The sequence below is a fragment of the Nocardia paucivorans NBRC 100373 genome (genome assembly GCF_000308675.1).
GTDB classification, from domain to species: Bacteria; Actinomycetota; Actinomycetes; order Mycobacteriales; family Mycobacteriaceae; genus Nocardia; species Nocardia paucivorans.
The window spans coordinates 103785-128301 of sequence record NZ_BAGE01000128.1; the positions used below are offsets into that span (position 1 = coordinate 103785).

26 protein-coding genes are annotated in these 24517 nt (G+C 65.6%); 16 read left to right on the forward strand and 10 right to left on the reverse strand.

The features are described from left to right. Positions 1-54: 54 nt before the first annotated feature. The 3 genes from ON32_RS26545 to ON32_RS26560 all read right to left on the reverse strand — a co-directional run bounded on the left by ON32_RS26545 (position 55) and on the right by ON32_RS26560 (position 3237). Positions 55-1044, reverse strand: a complete 990-nt coding sequence (locus ON32_RS26545; RefSeq protein WP_040793812.1) for an o-succinylbenzoate synthase — start codon at positions 1042-1044, stop codon at positions 55-57. A 713-nt stretch (positions 1045-1757) separates the two neighbouring features. After that, positions 1758-2717, reverse strand: coding sequence for a 1-phosphofructokinase family hexose kinase (locus tag ON32_RS26555; protein WP_083874813.1), 960 nt, complete (start codon positions 2715-2717; stop codon positions 1758-1760). Between the two features lie 88 nt (positions 2718-2805). Then, the gene (locus ON32_RS26560) at positions 2806-3237 is read right to left on the reverse strand and encodes an Hsp20/alpha crystallin family protein (protein WP_040793748.1); all 432 of its coding nucleotides are present in this window, start codon (positions 3235-3237) and stop codon (positions 2806-2808) included. A 286-nt stretch (positions 3238-3523) separates the two neighbouring features. On the opposite strand from ON32_RS26560, the gene ON32_RS26570 reads away from it, so the two are divergent. Together ON32_RS26570 and ON32_RS26575 are read left to right on the forward strand one after the other, a co-directional pair. Next, positions 3524-4690, forward strand: a complete 1167-nt coding sequence (locus tag ON32_RS26570; RefSeq protein WP_085995278.1) for a damage-control phosphatase ARMT1 family protein — start codon at positions 3524-3526, stop codon at positions 4688-4690. Between the two features lie 7 nt (positions 4691-4697). Continuing rightward, positions 4698-5081 carry a hypothetical protein gene (locus ON32_RS26575; protein ID WP_157224391.1) on the forward strand — a complete coding sequence of 128 codons (384 nt, stop codon included), beginning with the start codon at positions 4698-4700 and terminating at the stop codon, positions 5079-5081. 50 nt (positions 5082-5131) lie between these two features. On the opposite strand, the gene ON32_RS27430 is transcribed toward ON32_RS26575, so the two are convergent. Continuing rightward, positions 5132-6007 (reverse strand): hypothetical protein, encoded by an 876-nt coding sequence (locus tag ON32_RS27430; RefSeq protein ID WP_051133723.1) that lies wholly within the window; start codon positions 6005-6007, stop codon positions 5132-5134. A gap of 149 nt (positions 6008-6156) precedes the next feature. Between ON32_RS27430 and ON32_RS26585 the strand changes: the two genes are divergently transcribed. The 3 genes from ON32_RS26585 (at position 6157) to ON32_RS26595 (ending at position 8715) form a co-directional block, all read left to right on the forward strand. Beyond that, entirely contained in the window at positions 6157-6660 is a 504-nt protein-coding gene (locus tag ON32_RS26585) for an ATP-binding protein (protein WP_157224392.1), read from the forward strand. 800 nt (positions 6661-7460) lie between these two features. Beyond that, positions 7461-8021 carry a hypothetical protein gene (locus tag ON32_RS26590; protein ID WP_040793753.1) on the forward strand — a complete coding sequence of 187 codons (561 nt, stop codon included), beginning with the start codon at positions 7461-7463 and terminating at the stop codon, positions 8019-8021. 76 nt (positions 8022-8097) lie between these two features. Beyond that, entirely contained in the window at positions 8098-8715 is a 618-nt protein-coding gene (locus tag ON32_RS26595) for a hypothetical protein (protein WP_157224393.1), read from the forward strand. Between the two features lie 212 nt (positions 8716-8927). Here the strand turns inward: ON32_RS26595 and ON32_RS26600 are convergent, their stop codons facing one another. Next, positions 8928-9563 (reverse strand): TetR/AcrR family transcriptional regulator, encoded by a 636-nt coding sequence (locus ON32_RS26600; RefSeq protein WP_040793815.1) that lies wholly within the window; start codon positions 9561-9563, stop codon positions 8928-8930. An 81-nt stretch (positions 9564-9644) separates the two neighbouring features. Here ON32_RS26600 and ON32_RS26605 point away from each other — a divergent pair, with 81 nt between their 5' ends. Continuing rightward, entirely contained in the window at positions 9645-10211 is a 567-nt protein-coding gene (locus tag ON32_RS26605) for a VOC family protein (RefSeq protein ID WP_040793755.1), read from the forward strand. Between the two features lie 75 nt (positions 10212-10286). Beyond that, positions 10287-10925, forward strand: a complete 639-nt coding sequence (locus ON32_RS26610; RefSeq protein ID WP_040793756.1) for a carboxymuconolactone decarboxylase family protein — start codon at positions 10287-10289, stop codon at positions 10923-10925. Between the two features lie 31 nt (positions 10926-10956). On the opposite strand, the gene ON32_RS26615 is transcribed toward ON32_RS26610, so the two are convergent. Beyond that, on the reverse strand, positions 10957-12579 hold the full coding sequence (locus ON32_RS26615; protein WP_245551310.1) for a serine hydrolase: 1623 nt from the start codon (positions 12577-12579) through the stop codon (positions 10957-10959). 115 nt (positions 12580-12694) lie between these two features. Between ON32_RS26615 and ON32_RS26620 the strand changes: the two genes are divergently transcribed. After that, on the forward strand, positions 12695-13438 hold the full coding sequence (locus tag ON32_RS26620) for a trimeric intracellular cation channel family protein (RefSeq protein WP_040793758.1): 744 nt from the start codon (positions 12695-12697) through the stop codon (positions 13436-13438). A gap of 31 nt (positions 13439-13469) precedes the next feature. Here the strand turns inward: ON32_RS26620 and ON32_RS26625 are convergent, their stop codons facing one another. Further along, on the reverse strand, positions 13470-13973 hold the full coding sequence (locus ON32_RS26625; RefSeq protein WP_040793759.1) for a general stress protein: 504 nt from the start codon (positions 13971-13973) through the stop codon (positions 13470-13472). A 134-nt stretch (positions 13974-14107) separates the two neighbouring features. On the opposite strand from ON32_RS26625, the gene ON32_RS26630 reads away from it, so the two are divergent. The 5 genes from ON32_RS26630 to ON32_RS26650 all read left to right on the forward strand — a co-directional run bounded on the left by ON32_RS26630 (position 14108) and on the right by ON32_RS26650 (position 19922). After that, on the forward strand, positions 14108-15109 hold the full coding sequence (locus ON32_RS26630) for an MsnO8 family LLM class oxidoreductase (RefSeq protein WP_051133724.1): 1002 nt from the start codon (positions 14108-14110) through the stop codon (positions 15107-15109). Between the two features lie 72 nt (positions 15110-15181). Continuing rightward, positions 15182-16306 (forward strand): SLC13 family permease, encoded by a 1125-nt coding sequence (locus tag ON32_RS26635; RefSeq protein WP_217998126.1) that lies wholly within the window; start codon positions 15182-15184, stop codon positions 16304-16306. Between the two features lie 309 nt (positions 16307-16615). Then, on the forward strand, positions 16616-17806 hold the full coding sequence (locus tag ON32_RS26640; RefSeq protein WP_083874823.1) for a PP2C family protein-serine/threonine phosphatase: 1191 nt from the start codon (positions 16616-16618) through the stop codon (positions 17804-17806). Beyond that, positions 17803-19479, forward strand: a complete 1677-nt coding sequence (locus tag ON32_RS26645) for a sensor histidine kinase (protein ID WP_083874815.1) — start codon at positions 17803-17805, stop codon at positions 19477-19479. Before ON32_RS26640 ends, ON32_RS26645 begins: the two co-directional genes overlap by 4 nt. Further along, the gene (locus ON32_RS26650; protein WP_040793760.1) at positions 19476-19922 is read left to right on the forward strand and encodes a response regulator; all 447 of its coding nucleotides are present in this window, start codon (positions 19476-19478) and stop codon (positions 19920-19922) included. Before ON32_RS26645 ends, ON32_RS26650 begins: the two co-directional genes overlap by 4 nt. A gap of 21 nt (positions 19923-19943) precedes the next feature. Here the strand turns inward: ON32_RS26650 and ON32_RS26655 are convergent, their stop codons facing one another. After that, positions 19944-20306, reverse strand: a complete 363-nt coding sequence (locus ON32_RS26655; RefSeq protein WP_051133726.1) for an STAS domain-containing protein — start codon at positions 20304-20306, stop codon at positions 19944-19946. A gap of 230 nt (positions 20307-20536) precedes the next feature. Here ON32_RS26655 and ON32_RS26660 point away from each other — a divergent pair, with 230 nt between their 5' ends. After that, positions 20537-20971: an ATP-binding protein gene (locus tag ON32_RS26660; protein WP_040793761.1), complete on the forward strand. Its 435-nt coding sequence runs from the start codon at positions 20537-20539 to the stop codon at positions 20969-20971. A 159-nt stretch (positions 20972-21130) separates the two neighbouring features. Next, a complete protein-coding gene (locus tag ON32_RS26665) occupies positions 21131-21550 on the forward strand; it encodes an ATP-binding protein (RefSeq protein ID WP_157224394.1) in 420 nt (139 codons plus the stop codon). Between the two features lie 139 nt (positions 21551-21689). Here the strand turns inward: ON32_RS26665 and ON32_RS26670 are convergent, their stop codons facing one another. Both ON32_RS26670 and cycA read right to left on the reverse strand, forming a co-directional pair. After that, positions 21690-22484: a thioesterase family protein gene (locus tag ON32_RS26670; protein WP_040793763.1), complete on the reverse strand. Its 795-nt coding sequence runs from the start codon at positions 22482-22484 to the stop codon at positions 21690-21692. 25 nt (positions 22485-22509) lie between these two features. Beyond that, complete coding sequence (gene cycA / locus ON32_RS26675) at positions 22510-23994, reverse strand: D-serine/D-alanine/glycine transporter (protein WP_245551311.1); 1485 nt, start codon at positions 23992-23994, stop codon at positions 22510-22512. A 248-nt stretch (positions 23995-24242) separates the two neighbouring features. Between cycA and ON32_RS26680 the strand changes: the two genes are divergently transcribed. Next, positions 24243-24428: a hypothetical protein gene (locus tag ON32_RS26680; RefSeq protein ID WP_040793764.1), complete on the forward strand. Its 186-nt coding sequence runs from the start codon at positions 24243-24245 to the stop codon at positions 24426-24428. Positions 24429-24517 lie beyond the last annotated feature (89 nt).

Genomic DNA, 24517 nt, shown 5'->3' on the forward strand with positions numbered 1-24517 from the left:
GGACGATGGCTTTCGCGCAGTCGGGCCGGATGTTCTCCGGGGTGCGGGGGCGGCCTAACCGTTGTGGCGGAGTTCGGTGCGGACGCGGGCGAGTCGGTTCAGCCACCAGGTGGTGCGTTCGGGGTCGGGATGGCGGTAGCGGTCGAGTAGTTCCGGGCTCGGTTGCAGTGGGGTGGTCGGTAGCCGGAGGTGGCCGTCGAGGGGGCGGAGGGGGTTGGGGGTGAGGTCGCCGTCGAGGAGGGAGGTGGTGCCGAGTCCGCAGGCATGGTCGAGGTGGGGGAGTGCGGCGGCGAGGGCGAGTTGGGCGGCCAGGCCGATGCTGGTTTCCAGGGCGGAGGAGACGACGCAGGGCAATCCGGCGGCTTCGGCGACCTGCAGGGAGCGGCGGACGCCGCCGAGGGGGGTGCATTTGATGACGGCGATGTCGGCGGCTTCGGCGACGGCCACGCGTAGCGGGTCGTCGGCGCGGCGGATGGATTCATCGGCGGCGATGGGGACGTCGACCCGACGGCGGACGGCGGCGAGTTCGTCGATGGTGGGGCAGGGTTGTTCGACGTATTCCAGTCCGGCGGCGGCGGTGTCGAGGTGTTCGATGCGGGGGACGGCGGTGGCGACGTCCCATTTGCCGTTGACGTCGATGCGGATGCGGCCGTCGGGGCCGAGGGCGTCGCGGACGGCTTCGACGCGGGCGAGGTCTTCGGACAGGGAATCGGGGTGGTCGGCGACTTTGACCTTGGCGGTGTGGCAGCCGGAGGTGGTGACGATGCGGTGGGCGTGGTCGGGGTCGACGGCGGGGACGGTGCAGTTGATCGGGATGCGGTGGCGGATCGGTTGTGGCCATCCGATGGTGGCCTGTTCGACGGTGGTGGCCAGCCAGTGGGCGGCTTCGCGGTCGTCGTATTCGGGGAAGGGGCAGAACTCGGCCCAGCCGAGGGGCCCGCGTAGCAGTATGCCTTCGCGGACGGTGATGCCGCGGAATTTGGTCCGCAGGGGGATGGCGTAGACGATGGCCGAGTCGTAGTCCAGATCGTCGAGGGTGGTCATAGGATGGTGGGGTCCTGTGGGTGCGGGGGCGGTGATGCGGTCGGCCGGCTCTCGCAGGGCGCGCGACCCGGGCATCAGGCGACGATACCGGTGTCGTAGCGACCGCGGCCGGGGAATGGTGCGTGTCGAGACGACCCGGATGCCGGCTATGGTGTCGAATTCTCGCTACCGGTGGCCACTTCCGTCGAATATCGTTGCACGATATCACTTTTCGCGTCCTTATCCGATGAAGTGACGAGGTGGACCACGGCAATCGGGAACAACATCGGTTTCGAACCATCCGAGGAGGTGGAGCTTGCGACGATACTGTGGAGTTTCCATTCCGGTGCCGCGGCTTCCGGTGTGGTCGTGGACGAACGGGGCTGTTGGCTGGGCACCAAGAGCGGTGACGTATTCACCTTGACCCCAGAGGGTGTGGTCACCGGCCGATTCCGATTGTCGGCTGCGATCGAATTCGTTGTGGCAGAAGGATCTCGGGTCTATGCCGTATGTGCGGACAACCGGGTCTACGAGCTGTCCGGCCCGGAGCCGACAGTCGCCTACGAAGTACCGGTCGAAATCGACATCTGTTCGGTCGGCATCCATGACGGCCGTTTTTGTGTCGCCGGGCGGCCCGCAGCGGGCCGGCCCTCGGCTGCCCCTGAGGGGTGTTCCGCAGCTCGTGGTCGGGCCGGCCGCAGATCGAGTGTGGCAATGCGGGTGGCGGCCGGTCGTCAATCCATGCCCTGCGACAGCGAAGCCGGTGTGGCGTGGCGGGCTCCGAGGAGGTTTGCGATGAGATCGGGGTGGCCGGGATTGGTGCCGTGGGTCACCAGCGAGGCCGATGCCGCGGCGATCCCGAGTTCCATCGCCTCCATCGCGTCGAGCCCACGGACGAATCCCACGGTCAGGCCCGCGACCATCGCATCACCGGCGCCGATGGCGTTCGCGACCGCGACCGGCGTCGCCGGGACCTCCTGCCACTGGTCCCGGCCGACCATGAGCGCGCCTTCCGCACCGAGAGACACCACCACGAGCTCGCTGACACCGCGGTCGATCAGTTCTCGCGCCGCGGTGATCCGGCTGTCCCGGTCGGGCAGCGGTCGTCCGACGCGGTGAGCGAGTTCGCGGACGCTCGGTTTCACCAGATACGCGCCGTGGCGCATCTGCCGTAGCGCCTCCCCGGAGGTGTCGAGTACGAAACGACTACCCGTACGGACCACTCGTGTGGCCAACACTTGATAGAAGTCGCTGGGCACACCGGGGGGAAGACTGCCGCTGGCCACCACGTACCGCGCGGAACGCGCGGCGTCGATCGTGGCGTCCAGGCAACGGCGCCACTCGGGTGCGGTCAAGGTCGGTCCGGGCAGAACGAACCGGAACTGCCGTCCGGATTCGTTCTCGATGACCGAAAAGCTCTCCCGGGTCGATCCCTCGATAGGGATGACCCGTCGTGGCACCTCGGCACGATCCAACAGCTCTTCCAGCACCGTTCCGGTGGGGCCGCCGACGGGCAGCACCGCCAGCACCGGCTCCCCGAGCGCGAGCACCGTCCGGGCGACATTGATACCGCCGCCGCCCGGGTCCATACGCGGCTGGGCACAGCGCAGTTTCTCCGTCGCCGTCACCCGATCCGTGGAGGTCGACAGATCGATCGTCGGATTCATCGTCACCGTGACAATGGGTGCCACCATCGCCTCCTGAACATTCGGTGCGCGTCGGGGCCGGTAACCGTGGAAGTCGGCCGAATTTCCCGGCGGTTTCGGACGAGCGGTGGGTGTGTTATTCGCCTGGCTTCACCGGGATCTTCTTTGCTTCGCCACCCGATTCGGCGACGGGCACCGACACCGTCAGGATGCCTTTCGCGTAATTGGCCTCGATCCCGTCCTCATCCGCGCCCTGCGGCAGGGTGACGGTGCGGAAGAAGGAACCGTAGTGGAATTCCGACCGGCCTTTCTTCTCCTCTTTCTCCGAACGTTCGGCCTTGATGGTCAACTGACCGTCCCGGACGGAGACCTCCACATCTTTGTCCGGATCCACGCCCGGGATCTCGGCGCGCACCACATAGTGGCCGTCGTCCATGGTGTCCTCGACACGCAGCAGATGGTTGCCGAGCATCGATGCCAGGCCCGCTGCCGGAGCCAATGAATTCCAGATATCGGTGAAATCGGGCAGCAAAGAATGCCGTTGGTCATGTGCGAGAGCGAGGCTCATTTGCTCCTCCTATCGATGGTTGTCGGGGAACACGGTCCGATTCCACCTCGGCGCGGTGTTCGCGGAATAGGGACGGCGGTCACTTCCGGCAGAGACCCATGTCGTCGCCACCGAGGACCGGCCGTCCCGAAGCCGGGCCGGTCCCGGGTCGTCGGCGCCGGTGTCGAGCGCCGATTTCGGCGTGGGCGTGGTGGCCTTCCCGGTCACGGACGGTTGCGTGTCACGATTGTCGGTGCCGCCGGGGCGACAGCTGTGATCGTCCCCGCCAGTCCGCGAACGGAGCATGATGGCCGCGAGTATCCCCGACGTCCCGACGATCGTGTCCACGGAACCGGAATCGTTTCCGTGGAGCGTGCTGACCCGCCGCCACCCCGCCATCATCGACCAGGTAGGCGATGCGCACCCCTACCCGCCCGATACCCGGCACCGTCTGGAGGAGCTGCGCGACCGGATCACCGCAACCGTGCAACCATTACCCGAGGGCAGTCCCGGAAAACCCCGATGGGACCGGTGGGGCGCGGAGTTCTACGGGCAACGGTGGCTCGATATCCCGTTCCTGTGGGCGGAAAGCTACTTCTATCACCTACTGCTCGACGCGGTCGGCTACTTCGGTCCGGGGCCCTGGCAGGGGATCGACCCGTTCACCCGCAAGCAGGCCGAGCTCACCGACCCCGCTCTCGACACCGAACTGTCCGCCGGGGCCGAGCCCGACACCCACGTACCGGAACAACGCACCGCCGCGTTGATTCATGCCGCGCTGTGGGGCAACCGTGCCGATCTGGGGTTCCGATTGGCCGGTTCGCCCCCGACCGCCCACGAAGCACCCGGCGACATTCTCGACGATCACACCACCGAGGTGGCCGACCACCTCAACCGCCACATCGCCGGAACCATTGCCCTGATCGCCGACAATGCCGGACGTGAGCTGATCCCGGACCTGGTGCTGATCGACCACCTCTTGCGGCTGCACCCGGCCTTGACCGTCGAACTGCACCTGAAACCACAGCCCTACTACGTCTCCGACGCCACCACCTCGGACCTGCTCGCCGCCCTCCAACGCCTCGCGGGTATCCTCGGGCAACCACGTGCGGTGGCCCGCCGACTCGCCACGGCCATGACCGGTGGGCGTCTACGGGTACGGACGCACGAGTTCTACTGCGCACCATTGTCGTTTCATCATCTACCGACCGACCTGCGTGCGGATCTGGCGCTGGTCGACACGGTGATCCTCAAGGGTGACCTCAACTATCGGCGGCTTGTCGGGGACCGTCATTGGCCCGCCACGACATCCTTCACCGAACTCACCCGGTATTTTCCCTCTCGAGTGATCGCGCTGCGGACCCTCAAATCCGATGTGGCCGTAGGGCTCGACGCCCATGTGGTCGCCTCCCTCGAACGCACCGAACCCGGCTGGCGGACCAGCGGGTCGCACGGTGTGGTGCAACTGGCGTGATCTGCGAATGAGCGACAACTTCCGGGGCCACAGCGAGTTGGAAGAACAGAGAGCCGAAGAGGCGCGACAGAGAGCGCGGAAGGCGCAGCCGATCCGGGAAGCCGCTCGGCAGGAGATCGAACAGCAGGAACGCGACCGGCGAACCCGGGCGGCCCGACAAAAACAGCGTGAGGCCGTCGAGCGGTTGGCGCAGCACGCTCGTCTGGCGCGGGAAGCGGCGGAACGTGGGGAGATACTGCCCATGACCGGCCGGGAGGCAGCGGATCTGTTGGCCGTCTCACGGCCGGTACCGGGGAGCGACACGCCGCATCGGGGACACCCACCGGTCGGTTCGAGCAACGGCGCGCGGGACAGATCCCACAGGGAGCGGGGTATGGAGCGCGAGCGCTGAATCTCGGCCGCCCTCGTCGACCACCCGATACCGCCGCAATGGGTCCGGTATCACCGCGGTCGGGCGGCGAGCCGGTTGAGCAAGGCCGTGAACTCTTCGGTGGGCTGCAATACGAGCGAACCGTCGGTCGATTCGACGTGGACGGCGAGCTCGATGTGGCCGTCGAACCATCGGTACAGATGCGGACTGATCGGTTGCGGCTCGTTCACGAAGTGGTGTGCTGCGAGGGTGGCCAGGATATTGCCGGCATGGAGCACTTCGATCCCATCGATGGGGGCGGCGCGAATGCCGAGTTCGGCGGGGACGGTGAACAACACTCCCTCCGGGCCGACGACATCGGGGTAGTCACCGAGCCACCGCGCATGGGCGCTGGTGTAGTCGTCACCGGCGAGCAGAAACCACGGTGGTGCGCCGTCGGGGAAATCGGCCTCCTCGACGCTCAGCGGGCCGTCACCTCGGGTGTTGTGCTCACCGAGAGCGAACAGATCGTCCGCATCGACCTCCCATTTCCGCAACAGCGGGTAGGTCACCGGGGAGATCGTATGCACACCATCGAGGACCACGCGCTGCACCAGACCGGGAGCCAGCGGTCGGCACACACACTCCAGGTGGTCGGGGCCGGTATCCGGATACAGCCGGGTGCGCACCAATGCCTGCATCTCGGCGAAATCCTTGTCCTCGAGCCGGTCGGCGTCGTTGACCTCATAGTGGACCAGACCGGTGCCGACGTGGTCGGCGACCAATGCCGCCCAGTCCTGTTGGGGCGCGGCGGCGACCTTACGGGTCAGGTTTTCCAGATAGTGGACCGTGGTCCCGCCCGGACCGGTCACCGTCACCTCCCCGAGACCGGTCACCCGGGCGATGAGCCCGTGTAACTCGACTGCAGTGCAGAACAACTGGGTGACCTGCTCGCGAACCGTGTCCATTGCCTGCCCTTCCGAGGTCGGTACAGGCCGGAGTGTGCGAAATGGCCTGTCGACCGAACATATCCGTGCGCACCGACAGATACGCGATTTCGACTTTTTCGTTCCGTCTGCGTTCCTTGCGCCCGCGGGTGGTGGCAGGCTCTGCGCTCATGAGCGCTCACGTAGTAGTGCTGAACGGCCCGGCAGGGGTGGGCAAGACCACGGTGGGGCGGCAGTTGGCGGCCCACACGGCCAACGGTGTCTGCCTTGTCGGCGACTCGATACGCGAATTCGTCATCACCCGGGATCGACACCGTCCTACCGGTTTGGCGTTCCGGGCCACTGCCGCGTTGATCGAGGTGTATGCGGAAGCAGGGTTCGAGCGGATCGTCTTCGATTACGTCTTCGAGGGTCCCGAGCACCTGCGACCGTTTCGGGTCGCCTTGTCCCCGGCACTGGATTTCACCTTGATCACGCTCTGGACCGAGCCCGAGGTGCTTCGCGCCCGCAAGGTGGCCCGTGGTCGTGGGGACGAGGACGTCACCGATCGGGTCGGGCACCGTCTCGATCTCACGCGCGCCAATCTCGCCGAGCTGGGTATCGTCGTGCCGACGGACAACGGCGTGGCCGATATCGTGACAACAATAGAGCGTCTTCTCGCATCGCCTTCCTGATCGGCGCGCTCGCCTGTTCGCCGGCTGTTGCTCGGCCTCGGCGGAGATGTCCTCGATCCGATCATCGAAGCGGTGCTCCCCTGGGTCCCATGGTTTTCGGCGGTTCCCTCATACTCACCGCGCCCCTGACCGGCCCTGCTCATGCTGCGTGAACTCGGCTTCTCACCATGGCAGTACGGGCTCGTCCGCGGAAATCCTGCGGGCCTGTTGGTTCGGCCTGCTGCGGGCCGGCACCCGGGTCTCGATCGACTTCGCCGCCGTAGGACCTGCGGGATAGTAGAGATCGTCGTGGTCGGTACCACGGTCATCGGAGCGTTTCGCGTCTGTGGGCAGGTGCGGCATGGTGGCTCGAGCGCGAACAGCGGAGCATCTGCGGGCGAGGCGCATCGGATCGGCGGCGCAGGAGAACTTGTGACCCGACGGTGTTTCTGTTCATGCCCTATCGCGCGGAAGTGGTATGAGATATGATCAAAGTTATTGTGCAACAATAACTTTCGGGGGTTTCTTGTAGTTGTCTCATCAGCGCATGGATGTGGTAGCGGTCTGGTAGACCGTATGTGTGCCGACCGTTCGGTGGCGCGATAGAGCGCTGTGGATGGTTCTACTCGGCATTTTGCCGATCGTTTTCGGTTGTCCGGGAGTCGTGTCGGTCTTCGCTTGATCGTGCGCGGACCCGTAGGAGTGGTCGGCCATTCTGATGTCACGAATTCGGCAGATGTTCGGTGCGACCGGGTCGGTGTTGTCGCAATGGCCGATTCCTCGAATTCATGGAAAAACATTGCCGCAGAAAGGAAAAGACAGTGGAGATAGCCGAAGAACTGGTACAGACCAAGGTGGCGCAATTCGGCGCCGTATTGCAGAACAGGAAAACAAAGGGATTCGACATGGCGGCGGGTTTGGATCTCGATGCGACGGCCCGCCGAGTGTTGCAGGCGGTGCAGGACTTCGACAGAAGGCGGCCGATCGAGATCGAAACGGACGGCTGGTCATACACGATTCACCTCGATTCGGAGGATGTATCCAGAATTACCTCGGATCCCGGTTATTTCGCCGGCGCCCTCGCTGCCGGCGCGGCGGACATACCTCAGGTCGCGGCTCTGTTGTTGCCGCTGCTGTCCTTCATAAACATCGCATCGGATGGGATAGAGAACGTCTTGAAGTACGCCAGGCACGGGACGGTCAAATTGGTCGGAGTGTTCCCGTCGCCGGTCGCTCTTCCGTATCCCGGAGACCCCTCCCGCGGAGGGTCGCTTTGCGATCCGAACGATCCGAACGATCCGTGCAACACGCCCATCGAGTGGAATGAAGACGACGGACGCGATTTGCCGTGGAAAAGAAAGAAAGAGGGGTGGCAATTGTGAGGGGAATTATCTCCCGGATGAGGATCACCGGGATCGTACGGGAAAGCGGTGCGCGCTCCGGAAGGGAGAAATGAACATGGCGTATATCACCGAACAGCAGGTCCAGGCCAAGGCTGCGCAACTCAGGGATGTCCTGTATAGGAAGAGGTTGGAAGGATTGAACATGGAAGCGGTCCTGGACCTCGACGCAACCGCACGCCAACTTCTACAACTGGAGCAAGAATGGCGATCCGATGATACTCCTGCGATCAAGGCCGAACTCCACGGTTTCTGCAACCTGTGCTACACGATCCACCTCAGCCCGATGGCCGTATCGATGCTCATCAAGGGCGGTAGCGTAATCGGCAAACACCTTCGCAAGGCCATAAGCAAATTCGCGGAACTCGAAGAGATTTTCATTCCGCTGTTCATCCTTATCGAGGCCGAAACGGATTCGATCGCAGCCGTCTCGAAGTCCACCGGGGGCGGACCGGTCAGGCTGGAAGGGGTCCTCCCGGTGCCCTATGCCGTGCCGTTTCCCGATGATCCCGATTTCTGGCCCGACGAACACCCTCGGTCCGGCACCGGCAACGGTGGCGATTCGGGTGGTGGAAGTTCGGGTGGTGGCGACAGTGGATGGAGCGGCGACGGGGATGGCTGGCCCGGCGGAACGCGCGGCGGGCCCGGGGATATCTGGGATCCCGGTGACGTCTGATTCGAAGGTCGTGCATCACCGTTTCGCGTCACGAATCCGGTAGTACGACCTTCCGAGTGCGTATCCGACACCGCACCCGCGTCACACGCCCGGGTGCGGTGGCAGACCGCCCGCAACCGTTTCGGTCGTTCCGGTGCGCCCACCCCGAATCGGGCCGCACGATGGTTGCGGATCCGACGACCCGAACTTCGAAACGGCGTTTCGGGGATGCGCTATGCGTCGTCCGGGTCGAGTCCGAGCGCAGCGACGGACATACGGTCGAGGGTGTCCAGTAGTGCTTCCTCGTCGGCGTCCTCGCCTTGGATCAGCCACAGATACAGTGTGTGTTCGACCATTGCGAACATGGCGCGGGCCGCGAGTCGCGGATCGAGTCCCGGCCGAACCAGACCCTCGTCCTGCCAGCGGGTGATCGCCCGGGCGGTGCGATCGACGAGTTGGCGTCGATGTTCGTGCCGCAGCCGCTGGAACTCCACGTTGAAGGTCGCGACCTGTTCGACGATCGCCATCATTCGGGCGTTGCGCCGATAGGCCCGATAGTAGGCCCGATTGGCCGCGATCAGTTTGGCGGCGGGGGACAGGCCCGTGGTCTTCTGCTCCCACCGGTGCATGTCCTCGAACAGTCGCGTGCTCAGCTCGCCGAAGATGTCTTCCTTCGACTGGAAATACCGGTAGAAGGTGCCGTAGGAAACACCGGCCTCCCGGGTGATCTGCTCCACGCGGGCATCGAGGAAACCGACGGTTTCGAATACGGTTCGGGCGGCGTCCAACAGCGCGTCGCGCGTTCTACGGCCCCGCGGCGTCAATGTCTCGACTGCCGTGGGCGGGCCATTGACAGACGACTTCGCCACGGCCCACACTTTCCAACAACATGACATGACTGTCAAGTCATGTTTCTGCCGTCGAATCGGCACCGCAGTGGAAGGAGCGCCATGTCCGCCGCCAATCCGAAATACGACCTACGCGGAATCAACCACCTCGCTCTGGTGTGCTCCGATATGCGACGAACGATCGACTTCTATTCGGGCGTCCTCGGCATGCCGCTGGTCAAGACCGTCGAACTGCCCGGCGATATGGGACAACACTTCTTCTTCGACTGCGGTGGCGGAAACACCCTGGCCTTCTTCTGGTTCGCGGATGCGCCCGATGCCGCGCCCGGACTCGCGGCGCCGAAGGGGCTACCCGATGAGGGAGAGCTGCTCAGCGCGGTGGGGTCGATGAACCATGTGGCGTTCACGGTTCCGGCGGAACTGTTCGACGAGTACTACGAACGGGTTCGGGCCGAGGGCATCCGGGTCAGCCGGATACTCAACCACGACGATAGTGCGGCGGGGGTCTCACCAGAGGTGCATCCGGGTACTTTCGTGCGTTCGTTCTATTTCCGGGACCCGGACGGTGTGCTGCTCGAATTCGCTTGTTGGACCAGGAAGTTCACCGAAGCCGATGTATCCCATGAACCGAAGACCGCCACCGATCGCCGCGTCCCGACCGGTCACTGACAACACTCGCGCACCGACGTTCGCAAACCCCGACCATTCCCGTGCCCTTCACACCACCCGAGAGGAACACCCCCGATGCCGCGTCTGCGTGAAGTGCCCCGTGCCGAAGTCACCGACGAGAAGATCCTGTTCTTCTACGATCGCCTGTTCGGCCCCGACAAGGACCCCGCCGTCGACCACGGCACCGTCCACGGCACCCCCGGTGACTGGTGGACCGTCTTCGCGCAATCGCCGGATGTCTTCCGTCACGCCGTCCAGGGTTTCGCCCTCTACCGCAAGGCCACGCTGGATCCGACACTGCGGGAACTGGGGCAGTGTCGGGCCGGGTACGCCCGCGGTAGCCAGTTCGTGTTCTCCCAACACTGCAAACAGATGCGTTCGCTGGGGGCGCCCGAGGAGAAGATCGCCGCCATCCCGCACTGGCAGATCAGCACGTGTTTCTCCGAACTCGAGCGAGCGGTCCTGGCCTATACCGACGGTCTCGTCCTCGACGGTGGGCGGGTTCCGGATGAGGTCTTCGCGGTGTTGCGGGCAAATCTGAGCGACCCGGAGATCCTGCAGCTGACCTATATCACCGCCCTGTACGACATGCACGCCACCATGTGTCGGGCGCTGCGCCTGGAATTCGACGACCGCCCCGAAGCGGTCGCCGAGGTTCGGGTTCCCGACGGGGCCCGGGCGCGGGATCTGTCCGCCGACCTGTCGGGAGAATGAGCCGAGCCGCCTTCCCGACGCGGAACGGTCGTCACGAACGGGTGAACGTCCCCATCCCCGCGGTGTCGTAGTACTCCAGGGTCAGGGTCCCGTCCTCGAAACGGGCCTCGGAGACCGTACCGGAACTCGCGTCCTCACCCGAGGGGGTGAACACGAATGTGTCACCATCCCAGTGTCGTAGCGGTACCGTCGTATTCTGCGGACCCAAGGTCAGTGTCAGCTCGTCGTCGGAGACCGCCACGGTCGCGGGCCCGTAGTAGGCATTGCCGTAGGTGCCCGCATACGACGCCAACGGGCGTGCCGGGGCCGGATCCGCCGGTGGAGTCGCACCCGCCAACTTTCCGGTCGGGGCGTTCATCCGGTCGAACACCGAGCGATACAGCGACCACCAATCCTGCCGGATCTCCCCGAACTGCACCAGATCCGCGAATTCGGCGTTCAGTGTCTCCGGCACCCCGATCGGAGCCGCATTGGTCAAGGTCACGATTCCCACCCCCGCCGAGGGGATCAGGGTGAACGCCGTCGATGCGCCGAGGGTGAACGCACCGGAATGACTCAACACCACCCGCCCGGCCGCCGACGTGTTCACATTGAAGCCGAATCCGTAGGTCCCGGTCCGTGCGGTCGGCGTAGCAGGTGGTGTCGACACCGCCTGCGGGGATATCGCGGGCAACAGCGCCTCCGGCGCCACGAGCTGCTGCTGTCGATGTGATCCGTTCGCCGACACCATCAGCATCCAGCGCGCCATATCGGCCACCGACGAACTCACTCCACCGGCCGGCGACTGTGCGTCGGGTTGTCTGCCCGGGTTGGGTCGACGGTATTCACCATCGACCCGCACATGTCCGTCGGCGCGATCGGGGGCCGCCATATAGTCCGCGTATCGCGAGCTCGTAGAGTTCATGCCGAGCGGACCGTAGAGCGCCTGTTCCGATAGTTTCGCCCAATCCGTTCCCGCCGCCTCGGCCACCGCCGTCGCCGCCGCGGTCACCCCGAAGTTCGTGTAGGCGTAGGAATCGCGGAAGGGACCCAACGGCAGCAGCCGCAACCGTTGGAGCACCTGCGTCCGGTCGTATCCCAGATCCTCCAGCAGATCTCCGGCATGGTCGGGCAGCCCCGAGCGGTGCGCGTAGAGATCACCGATCGTCACATGGTCGCTCACATACGGATCCGACAACGCGAACGTCGGCGCCAACTGCCGCACCGGGGTGTCCCAGGTGACCTTCCCCGCGGTGATCTGCCGCGCCACCACCGTCGCCCCGATCGGTTTCGACAGCGATGCCAGTTGGAACACCGTATCCGGGCCGACGGGCTGTCCCGTCTCGACGTCCCGTACCCCGAAACCGCGCTGGAATGCGACGGTCCCGTTGCGCACCACCGCGACGGCCATCCCCGGGATACCTGACGATTCCAGCAATTCCTCGGCGAGTCGTTCCACCTCTTCGACCGCGCGATCGATCTGCTGCTCGGTGATCGCGATACCGGCCACCTGATCCGGCGGCAGCGTGGTCGCGCCGACCCGGGTCGCCACCGGTTCCGAGTCTTTGTTCTCGCAACCGGCGAGTCCCGCGATCAGCATTGTCGTGAGACCGAGCACCGCAAGTCGACGTCCACGCATGATCGCCTCCGGGCTGTCATCCCCCCGGGTTGTCATCGATGACGAACACGCAGTTCGAGGGTAGTCCCGCGATATCGTTCGCGAAATATCGGCGGAACTCCCGTGACCGGTCCGTGGCGACATGGGTGGGCCCGCGTGTTAATTTGCTCCGGTGGCCGCTTCCCTCGATGCCGTCGACCAGGCCACCCGTTACCTGGATCTCGCCGGGGTGCTCGCCTGCGCCATGCTCGGTGGTGCCATATCCCGCACCGAAGGCCTGGACCTGTTCGGTTTCCTCGTGGTCGGCATCGTGTCCGGGCTCGGCGGCGGAATAATCCGCGATACCCTGCTCCAGCAGAGTCCGCCGGTGGCGCTCACCGATTACGCCTACCTACCCACCGCCGTGCTCGGCACCCTGATCTCGTTCGTCATCTCGCTCAGCGAACATGCCTGGGACCGCCTGTTCACCGTGCTCGACGCCGCAGTCATCGGTTTCTGGGCGGTCACCGGCGCCCAGAAAACGCTCGCCGCGGGATTGGGTTGGTTACCGGCCGTGCTGTTGGGCATCACCACCGCGGTCGGTGGCGGCGCAACCCGTGACGTGCTGTTACGTCGGGTTCCGGCCGTATTCGGCGGCAACGGCCTGTACGCGACGGTGGCCGCCGTGGTGGCGGGCATCATGGTGATCTGCACCTATCTCGGTGTTCCGGTGGTCGGCATCGTCGGGGGCGTGTTCTTCTCGCTGGTGCTGCGTCTGGCCGCGGTCCGCTTCGGATGGGGGTTGCCCAACGGGCTCGAATGGCAACCGCATACCCGCCTCGCCGCCGTCCTCGGGCGGGGCGCCCGTCGCGCCCGCCGCCGACGCACCCGCATTCGTCACGACCGGCCGCCGGAGGAGAAGAACGAAAGCCCCTGATCCGTTCGCGCGGGGTCGGTGGGCGTCGGCGTCATCCGCCCGAGACGAAACGTTCCGCCTCGGCGGCATGGGACTCGCTGACGTAGATGTCGTAACGCTTCGCCTCGAGGCTCTGCACACTGGAGAAGTCGCGGCGACCGCCCGTCGACCAGTGCGCGACGAACCCGAAGACCGCGCCCCACAGGGCACCGATGAGCACGGTGGTCACCAATACCCAGATCCAGGCGACGGGACCACTGGTGAACAGTCCGAACAGCAGGCCGATCAACAGGCCGAACCACGCGCCGCCGGCGGCGCCTGCCAGCGCGGATCGCGCGTTCGTCATCCGCCCGGTGATCTGCTCCACCGTCCGCACCTCGTCACCGACGATCCGTAGGTGCTCCACCGGGAACCCGGCATCGGACATCCGGTCGACGAGGTGTTGCGCGGCCGGATAGTTGTCGAACGAAGCGATCCGCCGAGTGCCGGACGAGCCGACCGGCCGGGTCTCGGGTGCGTGGGGCTGCGATGGAGCCGCAGGCTCGAAATTCGTCATCGATCCTCCACGGTTCGTGGGTTGTCGGAAGATACATCGCCGTGGTACCCCGTCCCCTCGCCGGTATTCACCGCCCGCTGCCGGAGCCGGACGAGCCCGCGGAAGACAATCGACATGCGTGATGTTTCACCGACGTGCGGTTATCACTTCTCGATCGGTCGCGTACCCGGGCGGGTGAACCGGAGTCCGTGGCATTGGTGCATACGGTCGAACGCGCGGTGGCGGCGGAGCGCCTCGGATACGGACGGTTCTGGGTGGCCGAACATCACGCCGTACCAGGGATCGCCTCCGGGTCGCCGCCGGTGTTGCTGGGGGCGATCGGGGCGCGGACGTCCTCGATTCGGATCGGATCCGGGGGCGTGATGCTGCCGCATCACCAACCCTTGGTGGTCGCGGAGCAGTTTCTGATGTTGGAGGCCCTGTACCCAGGGCGGATCGATCTCGGCCTCGGGCGGTCGCTCGCATTCACCGCACCGGTGCGGCAAGCGCTGCGCCAGGACAGCGCCGCGCCGGACCGGTTCGAGGCGGATATCGCACAGGTGCGCGATTATCTGGATCGGCGGGCGCCGATCACCGCGCACCCGGTCACCGAAACCGTCATCCCGCTGTTCGTCCTGGCCACCGGCAAAGGGCTCACCGTTGCCGCGCGGCTGGGGTTGCCGGTGGTCCTCGGCGGACCCGTCCTGGATCGCCCGGAATCGGCGGAGTTGCTCGCGAACTATCGACGCGATTTCCGGCCGAGCCCACGAGCCGATCACCCCTCGGTGACCATTGCGGTGGACGTTCTCGTCGCCGATACCGACGAGCAGGCCCGTGAGCTCGCCCTCCCCGAGGCGTGGGCGTTGGCGCGGTCCCGCAGCACCGGTGAGTTCCGGGCCCTGGAAACCGTCGCCGCAATCAAGGCCGAACGGTGGAGCGAGCAGATTCGACGCCGGGTCGACCAGGCATTGCGGCGCACGGTGGCGGGTTCGCCGGCGACGGTACGGCGGCGCCTGGAACAGTTGGCCGAACGAACCGGGGCCGAGGAATTCCTCGTCACGACATCGACATACGACCGCGATGCGCTCGCGGCATCCGATGCCGCTGTGGCCCGGATATTTCTCGACCGACCGGCCCTGGTCGGCGAACGTAGGTGATCGAGCGCACAACCGGGTGAGGGCGTTCGCCGGCGGTGGGGGCGCGGTTCGTCGGCCGGCATGCTATGCCGGGTGTGGCTGTTTCTCGCCGTGCTCGGCGCTTTGGTTGTGGTGACGGGCCGGTTGCCCGTCGACGACGCTCTCGATATCGGCGTTCACCGGGCGGGACCGATTCTGGGTTTCTTGGTCGCGGTGACAGTATTGGCCGAATTGGCCGACAGGGCAGGGGTTTTCGATGTGGCGGCGCATTACTGCGCCAGGCTCGCCCGTGGTTCGACACCATTGCTGTTCGTATTGGTTGCCGCACTGGCCACGGTGACGACCATCACGATGAGCCTGGACACCACCGCGGTGCTGCTCACTCCCGTGGTGTTGGCGACGGTGGCGCGACTCGGTTTGGCGGCCGCGCCGTTCGCGCTCCTGGTGGTGTGGTTGGCCAATACCGCCAGCCTGCTGTTGCCGGTATCGAATCTGACGAATCTGCTCGCCGCCGACCACACCGGGCTCACGGCATGGGAGTTCGCCGGCCGAATGGCATTACCGCAACTCGTCGCGGTGCTTTCGACCGTGGGTTTTCTCGGTGCGGTTTTCGTGCGCAGCCTGCGCGGGCGCTACCAGGTGCCGGAGTTCGCCGAGCCGACGGACCGGCTCCTGTGCCTCGTCTGCGCGGCGGCCTGTCTGGGTTTCGCGGCCGCGGTCGCCGCGGGGGTGACTCCATGGCAGGCGGCGACGGCGGGCGCCGGTGTGACGGTGATCGCTTTCGCCCTGCGTGCCCGCGAACAGTTGCGGCCGGAGTTGCTGCCGTGGCGACTGGTGGTCACCACCGAAGGGCTGTTCCTGGTGGTCACCGCTCTACTGCACCACGGTCTCGGGGATCTGCTCACCCGGTGGGTCGACGGCTCGGAGCTGCGCACCGTTTTCGTCTCGGCCGGCGCGGCCAACCTGGTCAATAATCTGCCCGCCTATCTGGCGATGGAAACCACCGTTCCCGCAGACGATTCGGCGCGGATATGGCCGGTTCTGCTCGGAACCGATATCGGTCCGTTGATCACCATGTGGGGGTCCTTGGCCACGCTGTTGTGGGCCGACCGCTGTCGTGCTCGCGGCGTACCCATCGGGGCCGGGAGATTCGCCGCACTCGGCCTGGTGGGTGTGCCGCCGATTCTCTGGCTCACCTGGGCCACGATTGGCACGTAGGACCGGTACCCGGCCGAACCCGTTCACCACGACGGTCGTCCATCCGTTACGATCACTGCTGCCTCTCGGTCCAGCAACCGGCCGCTGAGTCTGTGGACGCGCGCCACGGCGCGTCGTTGCTTGTGTGATCGGAGGCCATGGTGTCGGTGCATCCTGACGAGATCTGCGTGATCGCCGTATTCACGATCGGCATATCGATGGTCACCGCTGCCCGATGTGGCGATATGGCCGCTTCCGCTGTCCGAGAGGGTTTCGGTGGTGGTCGTGCGCAGTGATGCCTTCGACGCTCATATCGATGTGACCACCGATATGAGCGGGTTCGATCGGGAACCGTGTGTACTGCTGGTCGAGGACGATCCCGGCGATGCCCTGTTGGTCGAGGAGCTGGTCGCCGATGCGGCACCCGGTCTGCGTCTGGAATGGGTACGCACCCTCGCCGAGGCGGCGGACCGGCTGCGAGTGGAAACCCCCGACTGTGTCCTGCTCGATCTGCATCTGCCCGACGCCCAAGGGCTGGAAGCGGTGGCCCGGATCCGCGCGCACAACGATCAGGTCGCGGTGGTGGTGATGACCGGACTCGACCAGGAACGCACCGGTTTGGCGGCCCTGGCCTCCGGGGCGCAGGACTACCTGGTCAAAGGTCGGGTGGAACCGGAACTGTTCGCGCGTGCCGTGCGCTATGCCATCCAGCGCAAACAGGTCGAACGCGCCGGCGCAGCATTGCAGGCGAGTCGGATGCGGGCGCAGGAGAACGCTCGTCTCGAGCGGGGACTGCTGCCGACTCCGCTGTTGGGCGCCGACCGTGCGGTGGACGTGATCTCCCGATACCGACCCGGTCGCGCGCATTCGCTGCTCGGTGGCGATTTCTACGATGTGGTGCAGGATTCCGACGGCCTCGTGCACGCCATCATCGGTGACGTCTCCGGTCATGGCCCCGATGCCGCCGCCACCGGCGTCGCCTTGCGGCTGGCCTGGCGCACACTGGTCCTCACCGGGGTGACCGGGTCGCGGCAGCTGCGGCTGTTGGAACGGGTGCTGTTGGCCGAGCGGACCGATCGGCTGACCTTCGCCACCGCGACGAGTCTGGTCCTCGACCCGTCGACCCGACGAGTGCTGATACGGCGCGCCGGTCACCCGGGCATGCTGCAGCACGCCCGAGGCGAGCTGCGGTGGCTCGAGGTTCCCGGCGGCCCGGCGCTCGGGTTCATGCCCGACCGCGCGCAGTGGCCCGCCACCGAGATCGAGTCGGCCGCCGAGACCGGGCTGATGCTGTTCACCGACGGCCTGTTCGAGGGCCGGGTGGGTCGAGACGGCGCGCGGCTCGGTGAGCACGGTCTGCTGCATATTGCCCGGGCGGTTGCGGTGGAAGGACCGGAGGCCTTCGTCGACGAGTTGATCGGCCGAGTGGAGGACCTGGCCTCCGAGGCCGGCGGACTGGACGACGACCTGGCCATTCTCTATTTGCGTTGGAACGACCCGCGGAGAGGCGAACTGCCATGACGAACATGGAGTCCGGACCGGTCGCCAGGATGACCGCGCAACTGTGGTTCCAGTTGGTGTTCGCGTTGATGATTCTGCTCGTTCTGCTGGGTGCCGTCGCCGGAGCCCAGGTCATCGGCCACACCAATCACGTCACCGATCGGCTGGTGGAGCATACGCTGCCCGCATCCGCGGAGGCCTATCGATTGCAGAGCGCGCTGATCAACCAGGAGACGGGTCTGCGCGGCTATGCCATCGCCGCCGATCCCGAGTTCCTCGAGCCCTATATGCGGGGTAAACAGGATCAGGAGCGCGCGGCCGGGCGCCTGCGCGAGTTGTTGGCCGATCGACCGGATCTATTGGCCGACCTCGACGAAATCGAGCGCGGAGTACGGCAGTGGCGCACCGAGTACGCCGACCCGCTCGCCGCGGCCCCGAGCGCTGATATGGCTCGCGCGCGCAGCGCCGCGACCACCGCGCACGCGAAAACCGTCTTCGACCACATGCGTGCCGCGTTCACCGCCCAGAACGATCATTTGGCGGCCGCCGTCGTAGAGGACGGCCGGGCCCTGGACCGAGCCCGCGCCATCCGCAATGGCGTACTGGTCGGCATGGTGCTCGTTTTCCTGCTGACGGGCACCGTATTGATCGTGCTGCTGCGCAGGCTGGTCATCCGCCCGCTCGCCGAGCTCGCCAAGTCGTCGCTGCGCGTGGCGAACGGCGAATTCGACCATCACATCGATGGTCGGGGACCCGCGGATGTGGTCCAGGTCGCCGCGGCGGTCGAGGATATGCGGACGCGCATCGTCACCGAGCTGAGTTCCTCGCGGTCCCAGTGGCTGCTGCTGCAACAGCAGAAGGCCGATCTGGATCTACAGGCCGAGGAGCTGCGGCGCTCCAACGCCGAGCTGGAACAGTTTGCCTATGTCGCCTCGCACGATTTGCAGGAGCCGTTGCGCAAGGTCGCCTCGTTCTGTCAGTTGTTGGAGAAGCGCTACGGTTCTCAACTCGACGAACGTGGCAAACAGTACATCGATTTCGCCGTCGACGGCGCCAAACGCATGCAGGTGCTCATCAACGATCTGCTCACCTTCTCCCGCGTCGGCCGGCTCAGTGAGGGAATCGAACCGGTCCGTCTCGACCGCCCACTGGAGAAGGCGCTGACCAATCTGTCGGGCCTGATCGAGGACACCGACGCCGTTGTCGAGCGGCCCGAGCAACTGCCCGAGATCATGGGCGAGGCAACGCTGCTGATCATGCTGTGGCAGAATCTCATCGGCAACGCGATCAAATTCCGCAAGGCCGATCTGACGCCTGTTGTGCGGATCACCGTCGAACCGCTCGATGACGATCCATCCGGTCGGCTGTTCTCGGTGATCGATAACGGTATCGGTATCGCACCGGAATTCGCGGAAAAGGTGTTCGTCATCTTCCAACGCCTGCACGCTCGTAACGAATACAGCGGCACCGGCATAGGGTTGGCCGTGTGCAAGAAGATCGTCGAATACCACGGCGGTCGCATCTGGATCGATACCGAGTACACCGAGGGAACCCGCATCTGCTTCACCCTCCGGGCCGTCGCCCCCGTGGTCGCGGATGAATCCACCGCGATATCTGTCGACGCGGAACAGGCCGGGGCCGTGTCGACGTCCACCGCCACACCGGGATCCACCACAGAAGGAGCCACCACATGAGCATGTCGCCGGGCCGGCCGATCGATATCCTCCTCGTCGAGGACGATCCGGGCGATGAACTGATGACCAGGGAGGCGTTCGAGGACAACAAGATCGGCAACACCCTGCATGTCGCCCGTGACGGGCAGGAGGCGCTGGACTTCCTGTATCGACAAGGCGAGTACGCGGACGCACCTTGTCCGGATCTCATCCTGCTGGACCTGAATCTGCCGAAATACGATGGCCGGCAGGTGCTGGAGAAGATCAAGGCCGACCCCGAACTCTCACATATCCCGGTGGTCGTCCTCACCACTTCGGCCGCCGAGGAAGATATTCTGCGCAGCTACAAACTGCACGCCAACGCCTATGTCACCAAACCGGTGGATCTCGACCAGTTCGTGGCCGCCATCAAACAGATCGATGAGTTCTTCGTGCAGGTGGTGCGACTGCCGCGCGCCCGATAGGCGCGCGGCGGATCGGCCGGTTCAGTTCGCCGCGGTGTTGGTTCCCGCGGCGAGCGCGGCATCCAGCGAATCGTAGACGGCGAGCAGCTTGTCCAATGCCGTCAGTTCGATAGGGCGACGTACGGCGTCGGAAGCAACCACACGCAGCCGGTCCTCACGGCCTTCCGAGACCACCAGGAGCGCGCTCAGACCGGCCGATCCCAGGAAACCGACCTCGGACATATCCACGATCATCGGCTTCCCGCGGCGTTGGGCCTCTTCGAGGGCGGTCTGCAACTGCGGCGCGGAGGACATGTCGACCTCCCCGTGTACGGTGACGATCTCGGTGCCGTCCTCGGTGCGCACCTGCACATCGAGTATGCGAGACGATCCCTCGCCGCTCACCGTAGACCTCCCAGGTTGCAATTCGCCACTTTCCACCTCTGCAGCATCGAGCCCCATCGCGTGATATGCGAGCGAGGCTTCAGCGGTCGTCACAGCCAACTTACCCGATCGGGCGGACCGTAATCGGGACACTCCCGAATCGGGGGAGTGGCCCGTACCACGTATTCGGACCGTGGGCGGGTACGCTGGCGATCCGGACTTGGCAGCAGTGCATTCAGGAGCGGTCGGATATGGGCAAAGGCGAGAACGTTTTTCCCTCCTCGTCGGCGCAGACCAATACGATCGGGGTGCGCGTTCCCGCGGTCTACGAGCAATTGGTCATGCTCCGAGCACTCGCCGAAACTGTGGCGTTGATCGCCGATTTCGGTCTCGACGAGGTCGCCGATATGCGGTTGGCCCTGGACGAGGTGGCCACCGCCCTCCTGCAGGACGCGGCGCCCGACTCCGAGCTGGACTGCGCCTTCGCCTACGACGAATCCTCCATGGATGTCACCGTGTCCGCCGTCACGGTGTCCGCGGCCGGCCCGGACGAGGACAGTTTCGGTTGGCATATCGTGTCGACACTCACCGATCGGATATCGACCACCATCGGTTCTCATGATCCCGCTGCCGGTGGGTACCCCACCGTCGTACGTTTCCGTTGGTCCCGCGCAGGCAAACCGTGAAGGATGGGCTCGACGTGATCACCATCGCTCGGCCGCATGCGGGGTGGGCGAATGGGTATGGCAAACGACGAGCGCGCGGTTTACAGTGCGCACCATGTCGAACACCGCGGGTCCGTCGCCGACACCGTCCGTTGGTGAGACCGTAGGGAGGCAGCTGAGGTGACGACACCCCGCCCGTCCGGGTTGGAAAGTCCGCCGAGTCGGTTCGAACTGAACTTCCCGGCGAAGCCCGACCGATTGGCCGAGGTCAGGCACGCGATGCGCGAGTGGCTTTCCCGCTGTTCGCTCGATGAGCGTCAGGTCTACGATGTGCTGCTCGCCGTGGGAGAGGCGTGCAGCAACGCCATCGAGCACGGGCATCGCGGTGATGGCGGAATCATTCGGCTGCGGGCCGCGCTCACCCCCGGTGACCTGCGGATAACCGTCGCCGATCACGGCAGATGGAAACCCCCGGATGCCCCGCCCGATCCGATACGCGGCCGTGGTATGGCCATTATCCGCACTCTGATCCCCGATGTGGAGATCACCTCCTCCGCCGGCGGTACGACCGTCGACATGCGAATACCACTATCCCGGTGAACCCGCACCGGTAACCACCCTGCTATCGATACCGCGCCCCGAGATCCGCTTCGCGACGTCGTCGAAGAGTCGTCGAAGATATGCCCGCGGTATTGCTGCGAAGACCATTCTCGACCTCGGCCCACTCGAATGGGGGCCATCAGCGGCGGCCGAGGAAGAGAGTCTGGGTGCTGCGGCCCAGCGGCCCCTTCTCGTCGAAGAGCTCCGCTTCGGCCAGACCGATACCGTGAGGCTGCGGATGGGTGACGGCGTCGAGACAGATCCACTCGCCCGCGGGTTGGCGATGCAGGATGACCGTCAGGTCGGTGTTGATGAACAGATAGCGCTCCCAGTCCAGGAGCGCACTGATGCCATTGCCGGAGTCGGCGGCGGCGAGGGCGCGTTCCACCGGACTGGGCGTGGTGCCCGCGACGATCGGGTACTCGAGTCGTATCCAGCAGGTCGCGGGACCGGGTTCGGTGAAGGATCCGGCGACGAAGCGGTACTCGATACCGGTGTGGAAGCCCACCGGTTGGGTGGACGGGAACGGCTCGGGTGCGGGCGCCTCGTCGGGGCCGGGGCGCCCGCCGGTCGGTAGGAAATGTTCGGGTAGGTCGAGCGGCGGGTCGGCCTGTTTGAACCGCCACGCGTTCGCCCGCATCACCGGGCCCCGGTCGGTGGACAGGGTCGCCTCGACGAGTTCGACGCTGCGGCCCGGACGCACCAGGCGGGCCGCAGCGGTGAGCGGGACCAGCGGCACCGGGCCGAGGATCTCGACGGTGACGCGGCCGATCCGGAAGTCCGGTCGTGGTTCGCACCGCTCGATCACATGACCGAGCAGCGCCGACGGTGGGCCGGCGTGTTGCGCGTCCGGTGACCACGGCCCACGGGTGAGCTCGGTGGAGACGAACCGCTGGGGATCCGTCGGGTCCGGGAGGTAGAAGGCCTCGTGCACGTCGGTGTCCGTTCTGCGGGGTGGGTCAGCGGCGGGCGGCCTCGGTTTCGGCGAGAACCTTTTCCCTATGCCGGGCCCGCAGTGCGCTGTGGCGGGGGCTGCGCCGCACGATCAGGTAGGCGATGGCCAATACGGCGAACCAGACCGGCGTCACCAACAGGGCGGTCAATGTGTCGTTCTTCTGGGTGAGCGCCCAGATCAGGAAGACGAAGAACGCCAGCACGGCCCAGACCATGGGGACCCCACCGGGAAGTTTGAACGTCGACGCGGCATGCAGATGCGGGCGCCGCCGGCGATATACCAGATAACTGGCCAGGATCATCGTCCAGACGAACATGAAGCACAGCGACGAGATGGTGGTGACCACGGTGAACGCCTCGACGATCGACTGTCCGGCGTAGAGCAGCACCACCCCGATCAGCAGGAATGCGCACGAGAAGCGCAGCGCGTTGGCCGGGACCCGGCGCGGGGACAGTTTCCCGAGCAGGGCGGGGGCGTCGCCCTCGCCGGCCAGGCCGTACACCATTCGGGAGGTCGAATAGATCCCCGAGTTCGCGCTGGATGTGGCGCTGGTCAGCACCACGAAGTTGACCACGCTCGCGGCAATACCGAGACCGGCGAGGGAGAACATCGCCACGAACGGGCTGGTGTCGGGGGAGACCTGGCGCCATGGCGTCACCGCGCAGATCACGATCAGCGCGCCGACATAGAACAGCAGGACCCGGATCGGGATGGAGTTCACCGCGCGGGGCAGGGTGCGTTCCGGGTCCTTGGCCTCGGCGGCGGTGGTCCCCACCAGTTCGATTCCGACAAAGGCGAAGACCGCGATCTGGAATCCGGCCACGAAACCCATCGGACCGGTCGGGAAGAAACCCCCGTCGTTCCACAGATTGGTCAATGCGGCCGTACTCCCGCTGTCGCCGGTGAAGCCCGTGAGCACCATCACCAGCCCGGTCACGATCAGCGCGCCGATGGCGAGCACCTTGATCAGCGCGAACCAGAACTCGGTTTCGCCGAAGGCGCGCACCGTCGGCAGGTTCAACAGCAACAAAACGACAATGCAGGTCAAAGCGGGAATCCACAGGGGTAGATCCGGCCACCAGTACGAGACATACCCGGCGATCGCCACCACATCGGCGATTCCGGTGACCACCCAGCAGAACCAGTAGGTCCAACCGGTGAAGAACCCGGCCCACGGCCCGAGTAGATCGCCGGCGAAATCACCGAACGATTTGTACTCCGGGTTCGACAGCAACAGTTCCCCCATCGCCCGCATGACGAAGAAGAGGAAGAACCCGATGATCATGTAGACGAGGATCACCGAGGGCCCGGCCAGCGAGATCGTCTTACCCGAGCCCATGAACAGCCCGGTGCCGATCGCCCCACCGATTGCGATCAGCTGGATGTGGCGGTTGGCCAGTTGACGGCTCAGCGCTTTCGGGCCGTCACCCTGGGGCTCCACCTCGGACGCCTTGTCCCCCGAGTCCCCGTCGCTTTGCAGCACCGCCATAACTCTCCCTCCGGAACCAGGTCGCGCTTACGCCCATCCGACCATCGTTCGATGGATTCTTCGCGGGCGGGTGGGGCCATAGCCCGGCAACGCAGTCGACAGACTAAGCCTTCTTCGTTCTCTGCGCAGGCCAGGGGGTATGTCGGTATGGCGTCGATGCGCCATTTCTCGCCGATGAGCCCGGGGATAACAGCGTCCATCGGTACGAGGGTCGCTCCTCGAACAAGGGTGATTCGGAACACTCGGGAATGGATTGTCCGCATGGCCTGTGGCCCGCGGATCGGGCATGGTTCGTGGCCACCGAGATCGATCTGCCCTGGACCGGTGTGGCCGGCGGTGTGGAACTCATCGATGCGCCGAAGATGGATCCGATACCGGACGTGGCGAATATCGATCCGGGTACGGGCCCGGGCTACTGGCGCGACGACTCCTGACTCCCGGTCGGGGTGGTCACGAGGATCGGAAATTCCATCGATCCGGAGGGGGCGACCGTAGCCGGCATCGGTTCTCGCGGCGGTCGCCA

Bases quoted from the DNA above. Each gene is read 5' to 3' on its own strand.
- ON32_RS26545 (WP_040793812.1), bottom strand. From the start codon at position 1,044: ATGACCACCCTCGACGATCTGGACTACGACTCGGCCATCGTCTACGCC.
- ON32_RS26555 (WP_083874813.1), bottom strand. From the start codon at position 2,717: ATGGTGGCACCCATTGTCACGGTGACGATGAATCCGACGATCGATCTG.
- ON32_RS26560 (WP_040793748.1), bottom strand. From the start codon at position 3,237: ATGAGCCTCGCTCTCGCACATGACCAACGGCATTCTTTGCTGCCCGAT.
- ON32_RS26570 (WP_085995278.1), top strand. From the start codon at position 3,524: ATGGCCGCGAGTATCCCCGACGTCCCGACGATCGTGTCCACGGAACCG.
- ON32_RS26575 (WP_157224391.1), top strand. From the start codon at position 4,698: ATGAGCGACAACTTCCGGGGCCACAGCGAGTTGGAAGAACAGAGAGCC.
- ON32_RS27430 (WP_051133723.1), bottom strand. From the start codon at position 6,007: ATGGACACGGTTCGCGAGCAGGTCACCCAGTTGTTCTGCACTGCAGTC.
- ON32_RS26585 (WP_157224392.1), top strand. From the start codon at position 6,157: ATGAGCGCTCACGTAGTAGTGCTGAACGGCCCGGCAGGGGTGGGCAAG.
- ON32_RS26595 (WP_157224393.1), top strand. From the start codon at position 8,098: ATGGCGTATATCACCGAACAGCAGGTCCAGGCCAAGGCTGCGCAACTC.
- ON32_RS26605 (WP_040793755.1), top strand. From the start codon at position 9,645: ATGTCCGCCGCCAATCCGAAATACGACCTACGCGGAATCAACCACCTC.
- ON32_RS26610 (WP_040793756.1), top strand. From the start codon at position 10,287: ATGCCGCGTCTGCGTGAAGTGCCCCGTGCCGAAGTCACCGACGAGAAG.
- ON32_RS26615 (WP_245551310.1), bottom strand. From the start codon at position 12,579: ATGACAACCCGGGGGGATGACAGCCCGGAGGCGATCATGCGTGGACGT.
- ON32_RS26625 (WP_040793759.1), bottom strand. From the start codon at position 13,973: ATGACGAATTTCGAGCCTGCGGCTCCATCGCAGCCCCACGCACCCGAG.
- ON32_RS26640 (WP_083874823.1), top strand. From the start codon at position 16,616: ATGAGCGGGTTCGATCGGGAACCGTGTGTACTGCTGGTCGAGGACGAT.
- ON32_RS26645 (WP_083874815.1), top strand. From the start codon at position 17,803: ATGACGAACATGGAGTCCGGACCGGTCGCCAGGATGACCGCGCAACTG.
- ON32_RS26650 (WP_040793760.1), top strand. From the start codon at position 19,476: ATGAGCATGTCGCCGGGCCGGCCGATCGATATCCTCCTCGTCGAGGAC.
- ON32_RS26660 (WP_040793761.1), top strand. From the start codon at position 20,537: ATGGGCAAAGGCGAGAACGTTTTTCCCTCCTCGTCGGCGCAGACCAAT.
- cycA (WP_245551311.1), bottom strand. From the start codon at position 23,994: ATGGCGGTGCTGCAAAGCGACGGGGACTCGGGGGACAAGGCGTCCGAG.
- ON32_RS26680 (WP_040793764.1), top strand. From the start codon at position 24,243: ATGGATTGTCCGCATGGCCTGTGGCCCGCGGATCGGGCATGGTTCGTG.